The 19,689-nt window shown below is 44.5% G+C and carries 10 protein-coding genes; 1 reads left to right on the top strand and 9 read right to left on the bottom strand.

Features of this window, described 5'->3' with window-relative positions:
* Positions 1-286: 286 nt before the first annotated feature.
* Positions 287-460: an RNA helicase gene (locus IHV80_RS23540; protein WP_192891208.1), complete on the top strand. Its 174-nt coding sequence runs from the start codon at positions 287-289 to the stop codon at positions 458-460.
* An 84-nt stretch (positions 461-544) separates the two neighbouring features.
* On the opposite strand, the gene dbpA is transcribed toward IHV80_RS23540, so the two are convergent.
* The 9 genes from dbpA to IHV80_RS23585 form a co-directional block, all read right to left on the bottom strand.
* On the bottom strand, positions 545-1,924 hold the full coding sequence (gene dbpA / locus IHV80_RS23545; protein WP_192891209.1) for an ATP-dependent RNA helicase DbpA: 1,380 nt from the start codon (positions 1,922-1,924) through the stop codon (positions 545-547).
* 148 nt (positions 1,925-2,072) lie between these two features.
* Positions 2,073-2,981, bottom strand: coding sequence for an aldo/keto reductase (locus IHV80_RS23550; RefSeq protein ID WP_192891210.1), 909 nt, complete (start codon positions 2,979-2,981; stop codon positions 2,073-2,075).
* Between the two features lie 217 nt (positions 2,982-3,198).
* The gene (locus tag IHV80_RS23555) at positions 3,199-3,771 is read right to left on the bottom strand and encodes a hypothetical protein (RefSeq protein ID WP_192891211.1); all 573 of its coding nucleotides are present in this window, start codon (positions 3,769-3,771) and stop codon (positions 3,199-3,201) included.
* Positions 3,772-3,982: 211 nt separating this feature from the next.
* Positions 3,983-4,927: a PstS family phosphate ABC transporter substrate-binding protein gene (locus IHV80_RS23560; protein ID WP_192891212.1), complete on the bottom strand. Its 945-nt coding sequence runs from the start codon at positions 4,925-4,927 to the stop codon at positions 3,983-3,985.
* On the bottom strand, positions 4,927-5,565 hold the full coding sequence (locus IHV80_RS23565) for an OmpA family protein (RefSeq protein WP_192891213.1): 639 nt from the start codon (positions 5,563-5,565) through the stop codon (positions 4,927-4,929). Before IHV80_RS23565 ends, IHV80_RS23560 begins: the two co-directional genes overlap by 1 nt.
* On the bottom strand, positions 5,565-6,878 hold the full coding sequence (locus IHV80_RS23570; RefSeq protein ID WP_192891214.1) for a TolC family outer membrane protein: 1,314 nt from the start codon (positions 6,876-6,878) through the stop codon (positions 5,565-5,567). The genes IHV80_RS23565 and IHV80_RS23570 overlap by 1 nt, the downstream gene beginning before the upstream one ends.
* Before the next feature lie 34 nt (positions 6,879-6,912).
* Positions 6,913-8,238, bottom strand: a complete 1,326-nt coding sequence (locus IHV80_RS23575) for an HlyD family type I secretion periplasmic adaptor subunit (RefSeq protein WP_192891215.1) — start codon at positions 8,236-8,238, stop codon at positions 6,913-6,915.
* Positions 8,231-10,390, bottom strand: coding sequence for a type I secretion system permease/ATPase (locus IHV80_RS23580; RefSeq protein WP_192891216.1), 2,160 nt, complete (start codon positions 10,388-10,390; stop codon positions 8,231-8,233). The genes IHV80_RS23575 and IHV80_RS23580 overlap by 8 nt, the downstream gene beginning before the upstream one ends.
* A gap of 33 nt (positions 10,391-10,423) precedes the next feature.
* Positions 10,424-19,594, bottom strand: a complete 9,171-nt coding sequence (locus tag IHV80_RS23585; protein WP_192891217.1) for a T1SS-143 repeat domain-containing protein — start codon at positions 19,592-19,594, stop codon at positions 10,424-10,426.
* Positions 19,595-19,689 lie beyond the last annotated feature (95 nt).

The following is a 19,689-nucleotide window of genomic DNA, read 5'->3' on the forward strand; positions in this document are numbered from 1 at the left end:
TCACGATATTCAGTAAATCCATTAATTCACCCTTTTAAGGTTAGCTCTAGCTCTTATAACGCTAATTTTAGCTCTTATAAAAGTAGCCTTAATAAGCAATGGCCGTAAAAACTTTGAGATAAATTGAGACTCAGACTTGCTAATTTAGCCATTTCGACAAATGATTAAACTAAAAATAATTAATGGCAGTGATGTAACTGGATTTTTATTGCTCATTTGACGTAAACGAACCCTATAAACGAATGGTTTACTTATTTTCAAATGATTAATATTTGGGAGGTAAGCTATGGCCGCTACTCCTCATTATACAAGCGAGTTAGAGTACGAGCTTTGTTATTTTGACGATGGAAGACTGACAAAAATTACGATATCCGCTAATAATCGACAGGAAGCGATGACTTGGTATCTTAGCGAAGGAAGACATATCAACGACTTCTATTCGATCAGACCTGATGAATAAACGTTTGATACGCCACTGACTGTGGAACACCCTTTACTGCATTATCACTAGCATGACTTAGCAGTAAAGGGAGACAATCTCGAATTACTTCAGAATTCGGGCGCGGAACTGACGACCCTTCATTTTACCTGATTCGATTTTACCTAATGCTTTCTTAGCCATTGATCTTTCTACAGCAACGTAAGCACGCATCGCGAACAAGTTGATCTTACCTACTGATTTACCATCAATACCGCCTTGGCCTGTCAACGCACCAAGAATATCACCAGCGCGAAGTTTAGCCTTCTTACCACCATCAATCTGGATAGTAACCATGTTTGAGTAATATGGTTTAGCAATTGGTTTTGCTGGCATCTGAGACGGTTCGATTGGCATATCCATGTACTCATCAATTTGAGCAACACGGTGCATCTCTTTTTCGCTAAAGAAGCTGATAGCTACGCCTTTACTTCCTGCACGTCCAGTACGACCGATGCGGTGTACGTGAACTTCAGGATCGCGAGACAACTCAAAGTTGAACACAGCATCTAGGTTATCAACATCAAGACCACGAGCAGCAACATCTGTTGCAACCAAGATAGAGATGGTTTTGTTTGAGAACTGAACCAAAGCTTGGTCACGTTCACGCTGTTCCATGTCGCCGTGAAGCTCGATAACGCTGAAGCCACGGTGGCTAAGCTCGTCGTTTACGTTCTGTACTTCTTTCTTAGTGTTACAGAACACAACCGCTGATTCTGGCTGATGATGAAGAAGCAGTAGTTCTAATGCGTCATCACGGGCTTCAGTACCTTCAACTTTGTAGAAATGTTGTTGGATGCTTGAGTGATCGTGCGTTGATTCAACCTTCACCATTTCAGGGTTACGCATGATGCGATCTGCAACAGATTTAATCTGTTTAGGGAAAGTCGCACTAAACAATAACGTTTGACGGTCTTTTGGTGCCGCTTCAATCACTGCATCCAAAGCGTCTTGGAAGCCCATTTCTAGCATGCGATCAGCTTCATCTAACACAAGTGTGTTCAACTCAGACAAATCAATACGATCTTTCTCTAAGTGGTCAAGGATACGACCAGGAGTGCCCACAAGAATATGTGCGCCATGCTCTAGTGAACCAATCTGTGGTCCCATCGGCATACCGCCACAAAGTGTCAGCACTTTAATATTGTGAATACCACGAGCAAGAGTACGGATCTCTTTTGCTACTTGGTCTGCAAGCTCACGAGTCGGACATAACACTAAAGACTGAACACGGAAACGCTTAACGCGTAGGTTCTGCAGCACGCCTAAACCAAAAGCAGCTGTTTTACCTGAACCCGTTTTACCCTGACCGATAACATCCTTGCCATTCAGAATAGTAGGAAGACTTAACGCTTGAATAGGCGTCATTTCAGTATAACCAAGAGAATCTAACGTATTTAGAAGCTCTGGTTTAAGGGCGATTGAAGAGAATTTTGAAGTGCTCAATGGAAATATCCAACTGGTGAAAAACAGAGTGCATTATGAGTGTTTTTGAAAATTATTCCACTTTAATCACAGTTTTGAAGAAACATGTTAGGCGAACACAAAAAAGCCAGCTTTCTTCGCTGGCTTTTACTTCTAGTAGAATAACTTTCTATGGCACGCCGTGACCTTTAGATGCAACCCATACGCGGTACCATTGCTCGCGAGTCAGTTCGATTTTCAGTGCATCAACGGCCGTCTTCACACGTTCAATCTTGCCTGAACCAATAATTGCAATTGGATTAGATGGTAAACGGCGGACCCAAGCGTAAATCACTTGATCAATGCTGTTTGCACCCACTTCTTGGCGAATCGCTTCTAGCTCATCACGAACGCGAATCGCTTGTGCTGAATCGCCACTGAAAATGCTACCGCCACCAAGACAAGACCACGCCATTGGGCGAATGCGGTTCATCTGCAGTTGATCTAACGTGCCATCATGGGCAACTTCGAAGTTCAGCGGGTTAATTTCAACTTGGTTAGTCACTAGAGGCTTACCTAGTCGAGATTGCAATAAGTCGAACTGACGTGGTGAAAAGTTAGAAACACCAAAGTGCTTAACTTTACCGACCTTATGCAGCTCTGCGAACGCTTCTGCCACTTCATCCGCATCCATCAGTACATCTGGGCGGTGAATCAGTAATACATCGAGCTCGGTTACACCCAAACGCTCCAGAGAATTATTTACCGATTGGTAAATATGGTGTGCGCTGGTGTCATAGTGATTGATCTTGCGATCAGGAGTATGGTCACCACACAAGTTGATATCGCACTTGGTGACGATTTGGATATCATCACGAAGGCTTGGCTCAAGCGCTAATGCTTCACCAAACAACTTTTCACATTGGTAGTTACCGTAAATATCCGCGTGATCAACAGTTGTGATGCCAAGATCAATATGCTGCTTAAGGAAAGTCAGGCGTTGTTGCGGGGTCATACCCCATTCTGCTGTACGCCAGTATCCTTGCACCAACTCAGAAAGTTCTGGGCCTTGTGGCGCTGTCGTTACTCTTGCAACCATGGGTTGTCTCCTTTATCAATACTGAACGTATCCTAAGCTCGTTTTACCGAAGGCTCAACGTATAACAAATGGCAAAGGTAAACGCTTACTAAAAATGTGAGAGCCACAGAAAAACGAACACTTAAATCAATAATAGCTTGCTGTCTGCCCGTCAGGCGTTCTCCCAAAAGGCTTATTTACTCTAATGAATCACGAAACTATCTATAAATTTGAGTAATTAAAAACGATTAAGTTCAAAAGTCAGTTTATTCCCGTCACTGATTAACTCAATCCAAGGGATAGCTACATTAGGAACATTCCATCGACTCTTTTGCTCAGAGGAACGATGTGGCGCATTAATAAATTCAACGAGTTGTTTATCGACCTTGTCGTAACCTACTCCCTCACGTTTCGCTTGTTCAAGTTGAGCGACGACATCGAATTCATCCTTTCCAATGCGAATTGAGCTGAGAGCAAAGCCATCTTGGCGAAGGTATGCCTGAAGCTTTGTGTGACTTAAGTTCGAATATGGCAGGTTTAAACGAACTACTTCGACGCTTGATTCATCTAACTCCAGTTCAACATAAACATCCAAATCGTAATACTTGGTTTGATCACTGCACAACAGAGTACCTTCAACTTCGCCACAATCCATGAGATCGATATCGTTGATATAGTTTTGAGAACTTGGCTGAACAGAACTTGTATTGAATACTGTTCGCAACCACCAACTTTCACTCGCTTGCACAGAAAATGAAAGGGTATTCAGAGCCAATAACAAAGGTAGGATTAAGACAGGAAGAGTTCTCATTAATTGTGCTTATTTCGCGCGGTATGAAGCACCCATTATACGTGACCAATCAACAAACAACCGCTCAAGCCACAAATTTTAGGCGAAAAAAAACGGGCATACATGCCCGCTAGATAAATTATATCGCCGAATAACGTAATCCGTCACGTTGAGAACCATTACGGAACTAACAATATCATTCCGCCAATCAACCTACAGCATGGCGTGCTGATTATTTATAGCCACCTTCTATTGCAGGCTCTTCAAGTGATAGTCTTACTTTATTTCGTTGAATAGCTTCTGGCGGCAAACTGATGAAACCGTATTGGTTCAACACGCCTTGATGCTCTTCCGACAGAGTAAGCCCAACAAAGAACTTCTCTTGTTCGGTAAAGCCTTTGCGATGCGCTGGAATATTCAGGTACATATAGTAAACCGTTGCCAATGGGTAACGACCTGAGAGAATCGTTTCCTTGTTTAGGTCATAGTTCACCCCTAGATTATCGACCACGCTCAGCCATTTCACATCAGAGATTTTATCCGAGTAAACGGTGTAACCAATGGCGGCATCTTCGTCCTCAATCTTATTAATTAGGTCAGGCAAATCTGCTAGAAACTGAGTATTCGCATATTCCCCGTCAACTCCACACTCGATCCAACTTGAAAAGGTAGTATGACCTTGCAGGTTGTGGTCGATAGCGAAAGGCAACATGTGGGTATCTAGGCTTTCTCCATCACGAGTGTCGCTACTTGGCGTCCATTTCGGGTGCTTAGGGTCGCTAGAGCAACCAAACACATCGATAAGTTCAGCAACAGTGATAGATGTGGCTGGGTTATTTTCATTCGCCAGAATAGCTATTACGTCTGCGGTAAACATCAGCTCAGTCGGCCTGTAGCCGTAACGCATGTCGAACCTAGCCATCTCTTTGTCAGTCCACTTTTTGGAAGTAATACCAACACGTGAGCGTTGCATGATCATCTGCTCTGGGACACTGTCACTCAGTAAAATTTCTAGATCGATCTCTTGGCTCTTAAGCAGATCTTCAACAAGCCCTTGCATATTAGGCTCAATCGCGACCAAACCAATATCGCTGGCGTCATTTGCTAACGTTGATACAGAAAAAAACGCAGGTACAGCGGCAAGCAGTAAGCCCGATTTATTAGATAGACGTTTCATTACTGGCCTCCTACTGGGTCAATCGATGTCTTAGATTCAACATCACTGTTACTGTCGAGCTGCATCTCTGAGGTAAAGATATTCCAAGATGGATTCACTTCCATGCTCTCTGTTTTTAACACTGCAATGGTTCTACGCTTACGCTTGTGAAGGTGCTGAGTTAAGCTGGTTATCTGAGTAAATTCTTGTTCGAAGATTCGCTCCCCATCGATACCTCTGTCAATCAGAGCGTCTCGAATCACTCCAGTCCTTTTCTTGGCCAGTGCTTTGTTATAAACGTTAGTACCTTCTGAACTTGTGTCCCCCACTAAGGTAACGGAGGCGTCTGGTTGCTCACCCAGTAAACGCACTAACTCATTGAGAACAGGTGTGTGTTCTGGTTTAAGCACATATTTATCGAAATCAAATGCCACGCTTAAGACTTCAACGTCTTCGACAATTTTCCAGTTTGCACACCCTTTAATGTCTACCGTCACGCCTTCTGGGGTATCAGCACAAAGGTCTCGTTGGTTAATCACACCGTCACGGTCATCATCCGCGAGATCATCAATTTGATGACGAGTCATCGTCGTATCAGGCGTTTCTGCACACCCCATCAGCAAGATAGAACTAAGTAGCGCTAGTTTAAAATGTCTCATTACTTGTTCTCCCCTTGCCATTCTTCTGGGTGTTCAACCCTTAATGCGTAAGTCAACATGCCCATCGCGTTCAATACGCGGTATGCCGCTAACGTTTGATCGTATTCAGTGCTGATAAAGTTTCTTCGAGCTAAGAACACTTCCACTTTTGCATCAAGCACATCCAGCAAGCTTCGTCTGCCAACATTAAATTGTTGGATATAACCCAGCTCTGCAATTTTTGCTGCATCCACGTTCTGTTGAAGAAGAAACTTTTGTTGTTCAAGCATCTTGTAAGCATTCCAAGCGAGCTGAGTGCCCTCTTTAACCTCACGCTCCGTTCTTAATCTGATTGCTCTTGCTTCTTCCACTCTCCACGCAGATGATTCCACTCTAGAGTCGGTAGAGAAGCCATTAAACAAGTCGTAATCCATGGTCAACATGATACGAGCATCTTCATCAACACCACCCGGAGGGTTAGACACGTTGTCATTCTTGTTGGCATGAAGCTCGAGTTTTAGCTCTGGATAGTAATCCCCTTTCTCGCGGCGCATCTCTTTACGAGCAGCATCGATATCAAGCAAAGAAGCTTGGATTTCAGGGTGATTTTCGACAGCCTGTTCAAGCGCGACCTGTGCTGAGCTTGGTAACAGAGCATAATCAAAACGTGGATAAACCAAGTTCACAGCAGGCTTGCCTACTAAGCGTAGGTACTGAGTTTGTAAATCAAACAGGTTATTCTGAGCAGCGATTAATGAAGATTGCGCCGTCGCAACACGCGCAGAGATCTGAGCCAGATCCGAGTTACTACTTAAGCCTTTGCTCTTCTTATCTTGAATATCTTGATAAATCTCTTGGTGTTCTTTTACGTTACGCTTAGACAGTTCAAGTAACGTTTCTGCCTTAAGAATATCGAGATAGTTTCTCACCACATCTAACGAGACATTTTCAGCACGTGAAATCAGGGTTAATCGTTCTGCTTCAGCTTCGAACGTCAGTCGGTCGACATTCGACGTCGTTTTAAAACCATCAAATAGTAACTGAGAGACTTTAACGCCAATCTCGGTTCGTGTTAGCCCACGGTCATCAGTGTCGAGTTTACTGCCGCTGTTATAGCGCGTCTCTTCATAACCTGCCGCCGCGTACAAATTGACTTGTGGCATATACAAACCACCCGCAGCGTCTCCGTCTCTGACCACCGATTGGTATCGGGAGTACTGCGCCAATATCTCTGGGCTATAGTCGATGGCAAAGGCCACGGACTCTTCTAATGAAGCTGCTTGAGACAGCCCACTCACTAGTAAGCAAGAAGAGAGTAAGAATTTTGAATGCATTACACTTCCTTTTATATTTATGCTTTAACCCACTTCATCGTTCGCGAAGTGAGTTTTCCTTAGCTCGTAAAATAGGTTTTAACCAATAACTCAATACTGTTTTTTCTCCGGTCAATATATCAACCGCGACTTGCATCCCTGGGATAATGCTAAAGGCAGAGTTTTGTTGCTGGTCTTCGTTTAACTGAATATGGGCGCGATAATAGGCATTACCGTCTTCCGTTTGTAAGGCATCGGCACTGACATAAGTGACTTTACCTTTCAGGCCACCATAGATAACAAAGTCATACGCAGTGAATTTAACGGTGGCGCCTAACCCTTTGTGAACAAACGCTATATCTTGCGGAGAGATCCTCGCTTCAACAATCAGATCACTGTTTGATGGAATGATCTCAATAATCGGCTCGCCGGGACGAACAACACCGCCAATAGTACGAACGAATATCTCTTTTACCGTGCCGTCAACAGGCGCTAAGATTTGAGTTCGTTTCAGTTGGTCAGCGATCGCCTGTTGGCTTTCATTCAATTGCGCTATTTTACTGGCCACTTCGTTTAACTGACCTTGTACTTTGGCACGAAAATCTAACGCGATGCTTCGGTGATCCGCTATCGACTCTGAGTAAGCGGCAATCTGTTTCTGAGCCGCCACTTTTGAGCTGGCAATATCGCCTTTCAGCTTGACCACATCACGGTTCAGTTTAAGTAGCTCAACTTCTGCAACCGCACCGCTGGCAACCACATCTTTCAACATATTGCGCTCTCGAATAACGATATCGAGGCTGCTTTCTAAAGTCTGAATATTATTGAGCGTATCGACACGCGCTTGGTCTTGTTGCTCAATGCGAAGTGCCGCTTCTTCCAGTTCAGATTTCAACTGACCTAAACGTTCTCGATAGTTGGCTTTGGCGTTCATTAATGCCGGATGACTCGATACATCGATGACAATATCTTGCGGCACTAAAACCACTCGTTCATACCACTGTTTCGCATCATTATTCAAAACCACTGTCGACAGTTCAGCCTTTAATCTCAATTGTTGAGCAAGTAAGGTATCCGCCTGTTGAGCCGACTCTAAAAAAGCCGCTTTAAAGCGTGTGTCTTCGAGCTTAGCCAGAGGCTGTCCTTTCACAACAGATTGACCTTGTCGCACCATGATCTCTTGAACAAGCCCGCCTTCTAAGCTCTGAATGGTTTGTACCGAAAGGCTAGGAACGACTTTGCCCTCACCGATCACGACTTCTTCTAATGTTGCCCAGGTCGCCCAACCGATGATAGACACAATCAATAACGCACTCAGCCAAATCAGCTTGCGAGAACGGAATGCCAAGTGGTTGTTGGTCCATTGAATATCATTACTCATGACGACCTCCCTTCACCACTGAAACCGTCTTAAAACGGCTTGCTCCTTTGGGTACACTTTTCTTCTGTAGAGAGAGGATATCTTTAGGCTCACCCTCAGCCACTATCTGGCCTTTGTCTAGAACAATCACGCGATCGCACATCATCAAGAACGACGATTTATGCGAACTGATCAGCATTGAAGTTTCTCGCGGCATACTTTGTAGTGCATTGAAGAACTGAATCTCAGCTTGATTATCTAGTGCGCTGGTTGGTTCATCCATGATCAGTAATTTTGGACAGCGATAAAGCGCCCTTGCGATAGCCACGGCTTGTCGTTGACCTCCAGAAAGCAACCGACCACCTTCACCGACAGGTGTTTCAAGGCCATTACTCAAGCGTCCCATGTAACCGTTCAAACCCGACTGTTGGAGCGCTTGTCTTAGCTTTTCTTCATCAACGTTAGTCGCCCCAAGCGTGACGTTGTCGTAAACACTTCCGAAGATAAGATTGGTAGTTTGTCCTACCCAACCCATGCCACTGCGCAACACGCTAGTTGGCCATAACTGTGCATCAATATCTTGGTAGAAGGCTTGCCCTGTTGTTGGCAAATATTGGCGAGCGACAATCGATAGTAGTGTGGTTTTGCCTGCGCCTGCGGCTCCAATAAGGCCAACCCGCTCACCGGGTTTTATCTCGAATGAAATGTCCTTTAATACTGGGCTTTGAGTCTCTGGGTAGGTGAACGTAACTTCGTCTAATCTTACCCCACCATCAAAGTCGCCCTTGTCTATCACTTGGTGTTTAGACTCTTCTTGAGGTAATTCCATAATTTGATTCAGACCTTCAACGGCTGAACGCGTTTGCTGGAATCTCAACATTAGAAGAGAAAGTTGATTCACCGAGCTCGCGGCACGCCCACTCAACATCACTACAGCTATCAGGCCCCCCATACTCAGCAAGCCTTCAGAGATCTGATACACGCCAAAGATAATGAGAGTGATGGTGACGATCTGCTGACTCGACTGAATGGAATGCGTCACGATATTAGAATAATGACGAGATTGAGTCTGCCATTGAGATAGCGACGATATAGTCTGTTCCCAACGTTTCTGAGTAATACCCTCAGCATTGTTTTGCTTGATATCCGGAAGGGTTGTTAAGCAATCAAACAGTTGTGCTTGTCTTTGTGTCGACAAACGTGCCGTTTCATCGAATGTTTTCTCGATTTTACCTTTCATCGCAATGCTCAGCACAATCAATACCAGCATAATTGCGACTGGGATAAACATCATTGCACCACCGAGCCAACCTATAAGGAACAGGAACAGCAAGGTAAATGGTAGATCGACTAAAGTGACTAAAGAGATGGAGGTGAAGAAATCTTTCACGCTATCGAAATCTTGAAGCTGTCTGGCAAATGCACCCACCGATTGAGGTCGGTTTTCCAACTTCATACCAAGGACTTTAGAGAACAGTTGAGAAGACAACTTGTTATCAATATAGCGCCCAGCCATGTCAGTCACAGAACTTCGTGAGCTTCTCAATACCCAATCAAAAATAACAACAATACCAACGCCTGCCGCCAGAACCCAAAGCGTGTTAAACGCTTGGTTTGGCACCACACGGTCATAAACATTCATGGTAAAAAGAGGCACGACTAGAGCGAGCAAGTTGATCAAGAATGAAGCGATAAACAGGTCTCGATACCAAGGTTTCACTTCTTTGACGACACGCCATAACCAACGGGTGTTGGATTTATTCTCGCTACGTTCATGGGATTGAACACGCGCATCATCAAGAGCTTGAGCACCTACCTGCCACACATACGATTCCACTTTAGTTACCAAGTCTTTTAACGATTTTTCTTGGCTGGAATTGGTTTCGCAATCCATTACTTGAAAGTGGTCACCGGAACCTTGAGTGACGACAAGAGGAGTCCCTGTCGCAGAATTAACAGCAACAACGGGGAACTGACATTGAGTCAGTAATTCTTTTTTCACGTGGCTCAGAGTTAACCCCGATTTCTCAATAGCTCTTGGAAAAAGGGATTCATTGAGCCTGCCTTCATCTAAAGGTAGGCCAGACACTATTTTGGAAGGATGGCTGCGAACATTAAAATGCTCACATAGCCACTCAACACAACCTAGCCAGCTGTCTTTTTGTTCTACCAATCTAAACTTCCTTTTATAGACTGTACATCTAACTTACAGCGTTAAATTATTGTCTTCTATCATTTTTTGTAAAATTTGTGCTTCTAATGCACTGCTACTGTCGCCTTGATACAGATCATCGTACGTGACATCAGCCAGCAAGATGTTTTGTTGAACGTCTTCATCGCCATTAGGCTTAATAGAAATGGTCACACCTTCGCCCGACTCTTCAAGATCTAAGTAATTTCGAGCTTGTACCCCAGTACTAATATTTAAACTACCTAAAATGCTAGTCAGGTCAATCGCGTCAGTGTCTGGAGATGCGTCAAAATCTTGAATTACATCGTAACTTGGAGCATCAGCACTACCTAGACCAGAAGATTCAAATACAAAACTGTCAGAGCCTTCACCACCAATCAACAGATCGTTGTCGTCTGTTGCGGTAATAGTAGAGTCACCACTAGCCACAAACTCAACAGATACCGTTTGAGGTAGCCCTACGGCTTGGTTGTTGCCTATCTCAGCAGACGGTTCAAATGGATCAACGCCATCGTAGCCGCCAGTAATGGCTAAATTAGGTACATCCGCAAGATCCACAACGTATTGACCATCAACCATAGAACCGTGTGAGAACGTCAAACCTGCGGGAATATCATAAATAGTAATGAAGCCCACTTCTGAATCGGCAGGGTTTACCAGAGCAAGATCTAAACCGAGGGGTATCGTGCCGCTTGCTTCTGCCACAATAGAAGCGTATTCAACGCTCAATAACGGAGCATCAGGCTCTGGTGTAATAACCAAGGTCATATCTTGTGAGCTTGGGTCACCAGTATCTGTTACCAAGTTACCAAGCACCGTATTTTGATCGACGGTTTGACCAGTGATCGTAATATCGAGATTACCCCACGCGTCGCCAGCAAAGAATTCAAGCTCATCAACTGAACTAGCAGTGACAAGAATCGTTGCGTGAACACCGCCAACACCATTAGAGATAAACTGCGCGGTTTCAGAGCCAATACGAATTCTATCTAGGCCAATTAAACCTGACGGATCCGAAGTCCCATTTACCGTGACAGTAATTAACAAGAATTCATCGCTGTTAGTCTCAAAACTGTTGGCATCAAGTGGAATAACAATGCCTTCGTCCTCACTGCCAGTCAGCTGTTCAGGTAAATCAAAGAACTCAACTTTATCACCGATAGGATTAACACCGACGGTAAACTCAGATTCAGTATAACGAATATCTGTCGTGCCAATTTCCTGAGTGATCGCCTCAAGCACAAGATCCATGTCACCACTGAAATCTCTCGGCGGTAGGATGACTAGGTTGGCAAGCTGACTAGGATCCAATTGCCATTCATAGGTAGGATTTCCGTTAAAGGTACCACCATCGACACCATTATTTGGTACCAATTGGTAGCTATCGCCAACCTTTATCGCAACAACAGCTCCTTCTGGCACCCCTTTCAATGCCAAAGACATGTTTTCAGAACCATCTTGGTCAATCAGTTCAGCGCTAAGCGATGACAGTGAAATGTAGTTGTCTTCATCTCCAACAATATTCTCTGTCACTAAGTTTGCAGCGTCGGCAACAGGCTCGACAGTGATCGTCACTACTGTCGTTTTATCTTGAGTATCTGTTTCAGTAACGCAATCCGCTTCATCGGTAATATTGGCCGTTACCGTTAATGTAATTTCGCCGCTGTAATGTTCTGGTGGTGTCACCAGCACATCATTCAATCGGCTAGGGTCGGTTACCGTCCACGAACCGTTACCGTTGTCGACCAACAAACCTGTATCCGAAGGGCTTTCAGATAGCGTCCCGCCGTTTGATACCGTTATCGTGAGAGAGTTAATGGTTTCTTTACCGGTAGCGCTATTGCCCTCGCCAGTGATTAACTGACCATCCTCAACGCTATCACCAAGAACTAACTCAAGGTTAAGATCTGTCGTAATATCTTCTTGAATTGTTGTCGAATCCGTAGCGACGGTAATCTCGTCCACAACAGGCAACACTTGAATACTAATGGTTTGCTCTGTAGTAACGGTGTCCCCATTACACGGTGAGGTTTCAATGGTCTCTATCGTGAAATCAAGACACCCCGCAAAGTCTTCGTCTAACCCAGTTAGCGTGAGTTTCGAGAGACCATCGGCAGTAATCGAGTAACCAACTACTTCGCCTGAAGCATCGTATTCCGTAATAACTCCATCCCCTGAAATCTCTACACCTTCAGGAAGAGAGTCAGCAGGAATATAGAAAGAAATCGTATTATCAGGGTCACTTGCGACATCGGTATTCAATAGTCCTGTTAGATCAATATCTTCCCCTTCAGGTGTCTTAATATCTCCATCTGGTTGGATTGGGCTAGGCGGACCAACGGGATCACAAGAACCTCCACCACCATCATGACCAGTGATCTGAATTTGGAATGAGGTATCAATATACTTCGAATCTTCACCATCAATCACACGAGCACGTACCACTATATCTAAAACAGGTGTGTCACTTGGGCTAGATATCGTCATACCATTCAAGATTTCTTGCGCCAACTCTTGGATAGAGTCACTCGTAAGACCGTTCGCAGAGATAATCCAGTTTCCTGAAATATCTTGAGCAGCTCCGTTCGGGTGATCGATAATTAGCGAATAACCATCAGGTACATCGATCAAGATGTAATCTAAGTATTCTGAACCATCCATATCAGCGTCAACAAAAGTCACCGCATCTGACACGTTTACCGGAGAACCGTCATTACTGGTGTATAGCTGACCAGAACTTTCCAAACGAGTATCTGACTCGACCCTCGCATCAACGGTGACACTAATCGATCCGGAGATATCTTTTACATCAGTCGCGCCTGTCGGTGATGTATCGGTAATTTCATAGGTAATTGGGATCGAAAATGTACCGCTCAAATCTTCAGTGGCGGTGACTGACAGTCTTCCGCTACTTAAAAGATCGGACAGTGTTGGCGTCGTAGAGTCTAATAAACTTTCTAAATCTAACCCTGAAACCGGCACAGCAATAACACTGCCATCGAAATAAAGAGTCAGATCAGCAGGAAGACCGTCAATCACATAACCCGTTAAAGACTCACTTCCATCAACATCTTGATTCACAGATGGCTCAAGATTCAATCCAATTTGGCTGTCTTCAATACCTTGAGTACTCACCGTTTGGCCATCTTCTTGATCGACAATCGGTGATAACTCTACTTTCAACGTCATCGGGAATTCGCCCGAATCACCATCAGGCTCTGTCGAGATAGCAATAACAGTTAGCTCTAGCTCGCCACTAAAATCAGTAATGGGCTTGAGATACAAATCATTAAGTTGGGTATTAGAAACCTGGAATACTGGCCCTGTTACATCGTCAATGTAGGCGATGGTTAGCGACACAGGCTCACCGAATGAATCCACCAGCAAGGTGCCGTCAGGAATATTGGTCAGGAGTATATTGATCTCTTCTGAAACATCGTCATCTGAGGTTTGGACAACGAAATCGAGACGAATCAAACCATCTTCATTGAGAACAGATTGGTTGCTGATGACTTTGGTATCACTGTCATACTCCCAGTGCGCATTGCCGCCATCCACAACAATAGGCTCATCTACCACACCTTTGAGGAAAATATTGATGGTTTTGGTATCGCTAAGCGCGGTTACGTTAATTGGATCTAATGAATCAACGGGCGATTCAGTCGCCACCGCCGTAACCTTAATAAACAGGTCTTCGGTAAACGAGCTGATGTCTTCTTTTGGTAGCAGATAAGCCACACCATTCTCGATGGCCTCCGCAGATACTAAATAAGTGTTAGGGCCAATTAGGTCAAACAATCCGCCTTGGATAGACCAACCATCTTGCACTTCGATTTGGTAGCTTAAGGATTCAGAACCATCGATATCAGTTAGCGATCCATCAATCACGTTCTTGAGGAAGATGGTTTCATCTTCTAGGCCTTTGTAGTCCTTAACCGATACATGTGGAGTATCAGCATCCGGTGAAATCTCGACAACTACGGTATTAACAATATCGGCCGTTTTATCATCGGGGTCAGCGAAGGTGTTTCCCGCTTCGGTTGCAATCGCAGTAATCTCAAACTCGAATCGACCCGCAAGGTTTTCATCAGCTCTGATTTCCATTTTGTCGATTTGGGTTTGGGTGTACTCTTTGCCTTCTTTAACCGCGTTTCCGTTCAAGGTGATATTCAGACCATCTGGAATGCCACTAATCGTATAGGTCAGTGCTTCGGACGAATCTTGGTCAACGAGTTGAGCAGTGATATCAAGCTTGATAGGGTCAGCGTCATCTTCAACAGATTGATAAGTAAATACCGAATCAGACCAATCGGGAGCATCTGCAACAGGCAAAACAGAAACCGCAATATCGGCCGTGAGTTCTTTTGGTACCGTATCAGTACTAATGATGGCGTTAATCGCCAAAATAACCGTCGACGTGGTATTAGATTCATGAAGAGCTGGACGATAGGTTAACTGTCCATTCGGGCCAGTAAACTGACTGTCAATCGCCGTTAACTGATTGCCTGAAAGCGTTACCTTGCCATCAACCACTTGAAGCAATACGCCATCTAAATACAGGCTACCGCCTTGCAAAGAAGCTTCTGAGAATTCGATAGCCGTAACGGTTTCGCTTTGGTCGATATCTCCAGTAGAAACGCTCACAACGATAATCGCGTTGTTATCTTCTGTAGTTTCAGAATCTTCATAACGAATAAAGCCTTCGTTATCATCCAGTATGAGCTCTGCGTTACTTACTACTTCATCGCCGTCGGCATCTCGCACTAAATAATCAATGTCATCGACGATCTTAGGATCAGCAGGATTAGTCGTCACATTTGGATTCGTGGTTAGTTGATAGCTACCATCAGGTGAAAGCGTAAACTGGCCGTAAATTGACCCACCATCATAATCATTAATCAGGTCGATCGTGATTGGCGTGCCTGCGTTGTCAAAGGTATGCGTGACATTTCGATATGTGAAACTAATGATTTCCGCGCCGTCTGCGCCTGTAAACTCTTCAGCGAGGAATTGACCATTCAGATCATCTCCCTCAACTAACTCAATAGAACCACTTCGCGCAGTTGGAACTGCGTCAGTCACGTTGACCGAATAGATGGCAGGATCAGAGCTGTCTCCATCCGCATCGTTAACCACCAACTCGAAATTCAGAGCTAAGTTGTTTTCTCCATTATTTCCATATGCGTGATCAAGTGGCGCATAGAGATCAAACTCAGTTGTTCCGTCAGTATTAAAACGGGTCCTAAACACGTTGTTGCCATCAGAGTCTTGCCCGTAATACCAACCATCGGAGTCAACAGCCTGCAAGGAGATCGCTTTTCCGGCACTGGTGTAACTAAGTGCATCAAAAGCAGTGGTGTTTACCGTGACAGAAACAACATCATCAGAGCCCTCAATAATACCTAAAGAAGGACTACTATCCTCTGATCCAACTTGCTGGCCATCTCCTAGCAAGCCATCCTCATCAACTGAGATGCTTCCAATTATCGATATTTCAGGATTTTTGCCATCATAGATTTTAATGTCAGACTCTTGCGTGTCTCTCGAGCCATCGGAGTCAATGGTGACGATAGAAGCTGGAATTGTCAGTTCGGTGTCTTTAGAACCTGAGCCATGATCAATGGACTTATACAGCTCAATAACTACGTCAACGTTTGTTGAACCATTGGCCTCAAGACTAAAGTCATCTGGTAATTTGATTTTGAAGACAGCATCACCATTACCAAGAACAGCATCAAAAGTACCATTGCCGTTATCGCGCCAAGTCAGCGCTTCACCATTGCTGGTTACCGCTGCACCATCGCTATCAAGAACAGCTTGGCCCGTGGTCACATCCAAACCTAAGAAAACCAGAGGGTCATTACCAGCGGTAACTGCCAAGGTCACGTTTGCTGTTGAGCCAACTCCCGACGGCGTGCTATCAGCAACAGGAATTTCACTCAGTTCAACCGTTCCAGAACCAATCGTTGGCTCGCCGCCATCAGTCACTGATACATTCAAGGTTAATTTGGTTTCATCGTTGTCATCATCTCTGGCGGTAACAACAAATGGAAGTTCGTCTGTAACGTTATCTTGGTCCAGCCCCTTAAAGAGTTCAAAAGTGTAAGTAACATCAGTATCAGCCTCGCCTAAAGGAGAGGTAAAACTCAAGGTGAACGCTTTATTTTCAGCACTTTCAGAGCCAACATAACCAGTCAGTTCATTTCCGTCCGCAGAGACCACATAGATGATCTGCACGCCCCCACTAAATAACTGCGGCTGATCTCCAACATCGAAAAATACGGACTCGACAAAGTCACTCCCGACGTTGAGGTTGAAAGTGCCTGTATCAGAAACACTGCCGTGAACCAGATCTGATTCCTCTAAACTAGCATTGCTAATCGAAGTTAATACCGGATCGACTCCATCCTGGATAATCCAATCAAACTGCCCTTGCTCTAAAGAAGTACCATCTAAATCTTCCCCATCAATAATAAGTGGTAGGGTGATGGAGTCGTTGCTGAACAGGTGGTTTATAGGCTGTTCTAACACTAGGGTGACATCCGCTAGAACATCAATGCCGCTAGCAGCTGCACTCAACGTTAGCGTGAATATCGTTTCACCATTTGCTTGCGCGGTAATCGTTTTACCATCATTCGCTAACGTGTAGCTTATAAGGTACTCTTCATCTCCAGTCGTCAAGCCTAAGGCGTCTAACTGCACCAAAGTATTAGTATTAAATACAATAGAAGCGGGATCTGGATTATCAGAGCCAGCGGAAACGGTAAACTGACCGACTACAGTTTGGACTCCATCAGACACATCACCTTCAGAGCTGGTCGTTGTCCCATCAACCACTAACCCTGCGTCACCATCAAAAATATCGATGACTGCAGTGCCATTTCCGAAGTCATTACTGCTATCGCCTGCGACATAGTTAAAAGTGATGTTTTGAGCTACGGTGTGATCCAAATTTCTGTTGGCGACAAACGTCCAGTGACCATTTGAAAAAACAGTTAAAACCCCTTCATCCAAAGTAAATGAAACAGGGGTGCTACCGGATATTGTTTGTGTCGTACCATCGACCTCGACACTTTTTATGGTTAGCTGAGTATCAAGATCGATATCGTTATTTAGTACATTTCCTGACGTGACCTCACCTTCTATCACATCATAAGACTCATCGAAAATTAACGGCTCCGAATCTTTGATGACAATAGGTAGATGACCTATAACGAGCTCAGTAGTACCGTCCGCATCCGTTTGTAAACCTTCAATCACTAGAGCAGTCTGAATTGAATCTAATCCAGCCTCTTGGTCAATCGCCTTATAGAAGTTAATATTTACGTTGCTGCCAGATATAGCAGCATCGAATACAATTTCGCCATCACTTCGCGTTCCGGTTAGGCTTTGTTTGTCACCTGATATGGTAATCGTTATCGACAAGCTTTGAGAAGTTAGCGATTCAGCTATAGTTTGATCTGCGCTAAACGAGAAGTCTGCAAAATCAATACGAATGTCAGAAGTTTGCGTTTCGTCCCCAAAAATACCGATAATGTTTTCCGAAAACACAACGGATTCAGGAAGAATAATCGTCGGCATGTCATCAATGGCTTCGTTGCCGACTGTATTGAAAACTTTTGCGTCGATCGTCCATTCTGCCGACGAATCCAATGCAGAGATGTCAATGTTCTCCACCTGCCAATTACCCGCGGAATCAACTACGCCCTCAAAGATTAGTGTCTGAGTCCCGTCACTTACTTCAATGTAAACCGGTAAACCTTCTGCAACATTGGTTGTACCCTGCATGGTTGTAAGTTGGCCACTACGAAAGGCTAAAATGCTAAAACCATCTAGCGTATCAATATCAATAACAGGCGAAACAGTATCAATAACAATTACCCCTGCACTATTTACCGCAGTAGCCGGGTTCCCAGCGACATCAATAGTGTCAGCCTCGATGGTCATACTACCATCAGCAAAACTCGTTAAATCCACGCCTTCCACAGACCAAGCGCCATTCACAACCGTTGCCGTCAGCACAATAACATTGGTAGTACTGTCTGAAATACGGATGTTGACCGTTTGGCCATCTTCAACATTTTGAACAGTGCCGAAGAATTTGGCGGATTGAATTTCGAAACTGTTGAGAACGCCATCCCCTCCATCATCAACACTCGCTGTAATACTCGCCAACGTATCCTTAACAATGGTATCAGTAGCTGACGTAGGATTTCCGGCAATATCGATGGTGTTAGCGACGACGGTAAGTTCACCTTCAGCAAAGTTAGAATAATCTTGAGAGACGAGTGTCCATGCCCCGCCTGAAACGGTGGTTGTGTATTCCTGAGCTACACCTTGGCTATCAGTAATAACGATCGTTATGATCTGGCCATCTTCTACATTTTCAACGGTGCCTACTAGAGCACCACTCGCAACTTCAAACTGGTTATAAAACTCATCACCAAAGCCATCAAAGTCGACATCAATTGTCGCTAGCGTATCTTTGATTGTGGAATCGTTAGCAGTGATACTATTACCAAAGTCATCGGCAATGATCGCATCAACTTGGAGATCGCCTTCAGCTAGCGAAGTAAGGTCGACACCGTTTACAACATAGGTTTCGTTAGTTGTGATCGCGGTGGTAGTTACTGTGTTGCCGTTAACATCGGTGATGGTAATAACAACGGTACGCCCATCTCGAACGTCAATGGCTGTACCAGTGATGGTGACAGAAGGCACTTCAAATTGATTTTCGTAACCATCGCCGCCATCGAGTATGTCGACGGTCAACTCTGCGCTAGGTAAAAGCGCATCTAGGTTGCCATCGTTTGAAATGGTGTCTTCTTCTTCATATTCTGTGGGACGAGTATCAAAGCCCGCATCAGCGAGGGTTTCGTCTAATGTGGAGCGGACATAAGCAATAAAAGAAGCGCTGGAACTAGGCTGATCGTTGGGAGAATTCTGTTGTTGAGGTGCGCTTTCGATGTTATTGACGAGTTGAGTGACCACCTCTTCCAACTGTTGTTCAACAGCGGCTATTTGCAGCTCAGTGAGAGGTTGAGTCTGATCCAAATTTTGAGGTTCAATGCTTACAACTTGCACACCTTCAACTTTGGGTTGTGATGCGGGCACTTGAAGCCAAGTACCATCTGCAAGCACCTGCCATACAACGCCACCAACTTCGATATATAAAATAGGATCCATCCTAAACCTCTTCCTTACAAAAACGCTGACATTGAGAACATCAATTTACTCAATAAAATGCGAAAAAATCAGCGAATATTTTCTAAATAATACTA

Source organism: Vibrio bathopelagicus, assembly GCF_014879975.1.
GTDB lineage: Bacteria > Pseudomonadota > Gammaproteobacteria > Enterobacterales > Vibrionaceae > Vibrio > Vibrio bathopelagicus.

Excerpts from the sequence above, each read along its gene's own strand:
- IHV80_RS23570 (WP_192891214.1), bottom strand. The coding sequence starts at position 6,878 with ATGCATTCAAAATTCTTACTCTCTTCTTGCTTACTAGTGAGTGGGCTG.
- IHV80_RS23565 (WP_192891213.1), bottom strand. The coding sequence starts at position 5,565 with ATGAGACATTTTAAACTAGCGCTACTTAGTTCTATCTTGCTGATGGGG.
- IHV80_RS23555 (WP_192891211.1), bottom strand. The coding sequence starts at position 3,771 with ATGAGAACTCTTCCTGTCTTAATCCTACCTTTGTTATTGGCTCTGAAT.
- IHV80_RS23585 (WP_192891217.1), bottom strand. The coding sequence starts at position 19,594 with ATGGATCCTATTTTATATATCGAAGTTGGTGGCGTTGTATGGCAGGTG.
- IHV80_RS23540 (WP_192891208.1), top strand. The coding sequence starts at position 287 with ATGGCCGCTACTCCTCATTATACAAGCGAGTTAGAGTACGAGCTTTGT.
- IHV80_RS23550 (WP_192891210.1), bottom strand. The coding sequence starts at position 2,981 with ATGGTTGCAAGAGTAACGACAGCGCCACAAGGCCCAGAACTTTCTGAG.
- IHV80_RS23575 (WP_192891215.1), bottom strand. The coding sequence starts at position 8,238 with ATGAGTAATGATATTCAATGGACCAACAACCACTTGGCATTCCGTTCT.
- IHV80_RS23560 (WP_192891212.1), bottom strand. The coding sequence starts at position 4,927 with ATGAAACGTCTATCTAATAAATCGGGCTTACTGCTTGCCGCTGTACCT.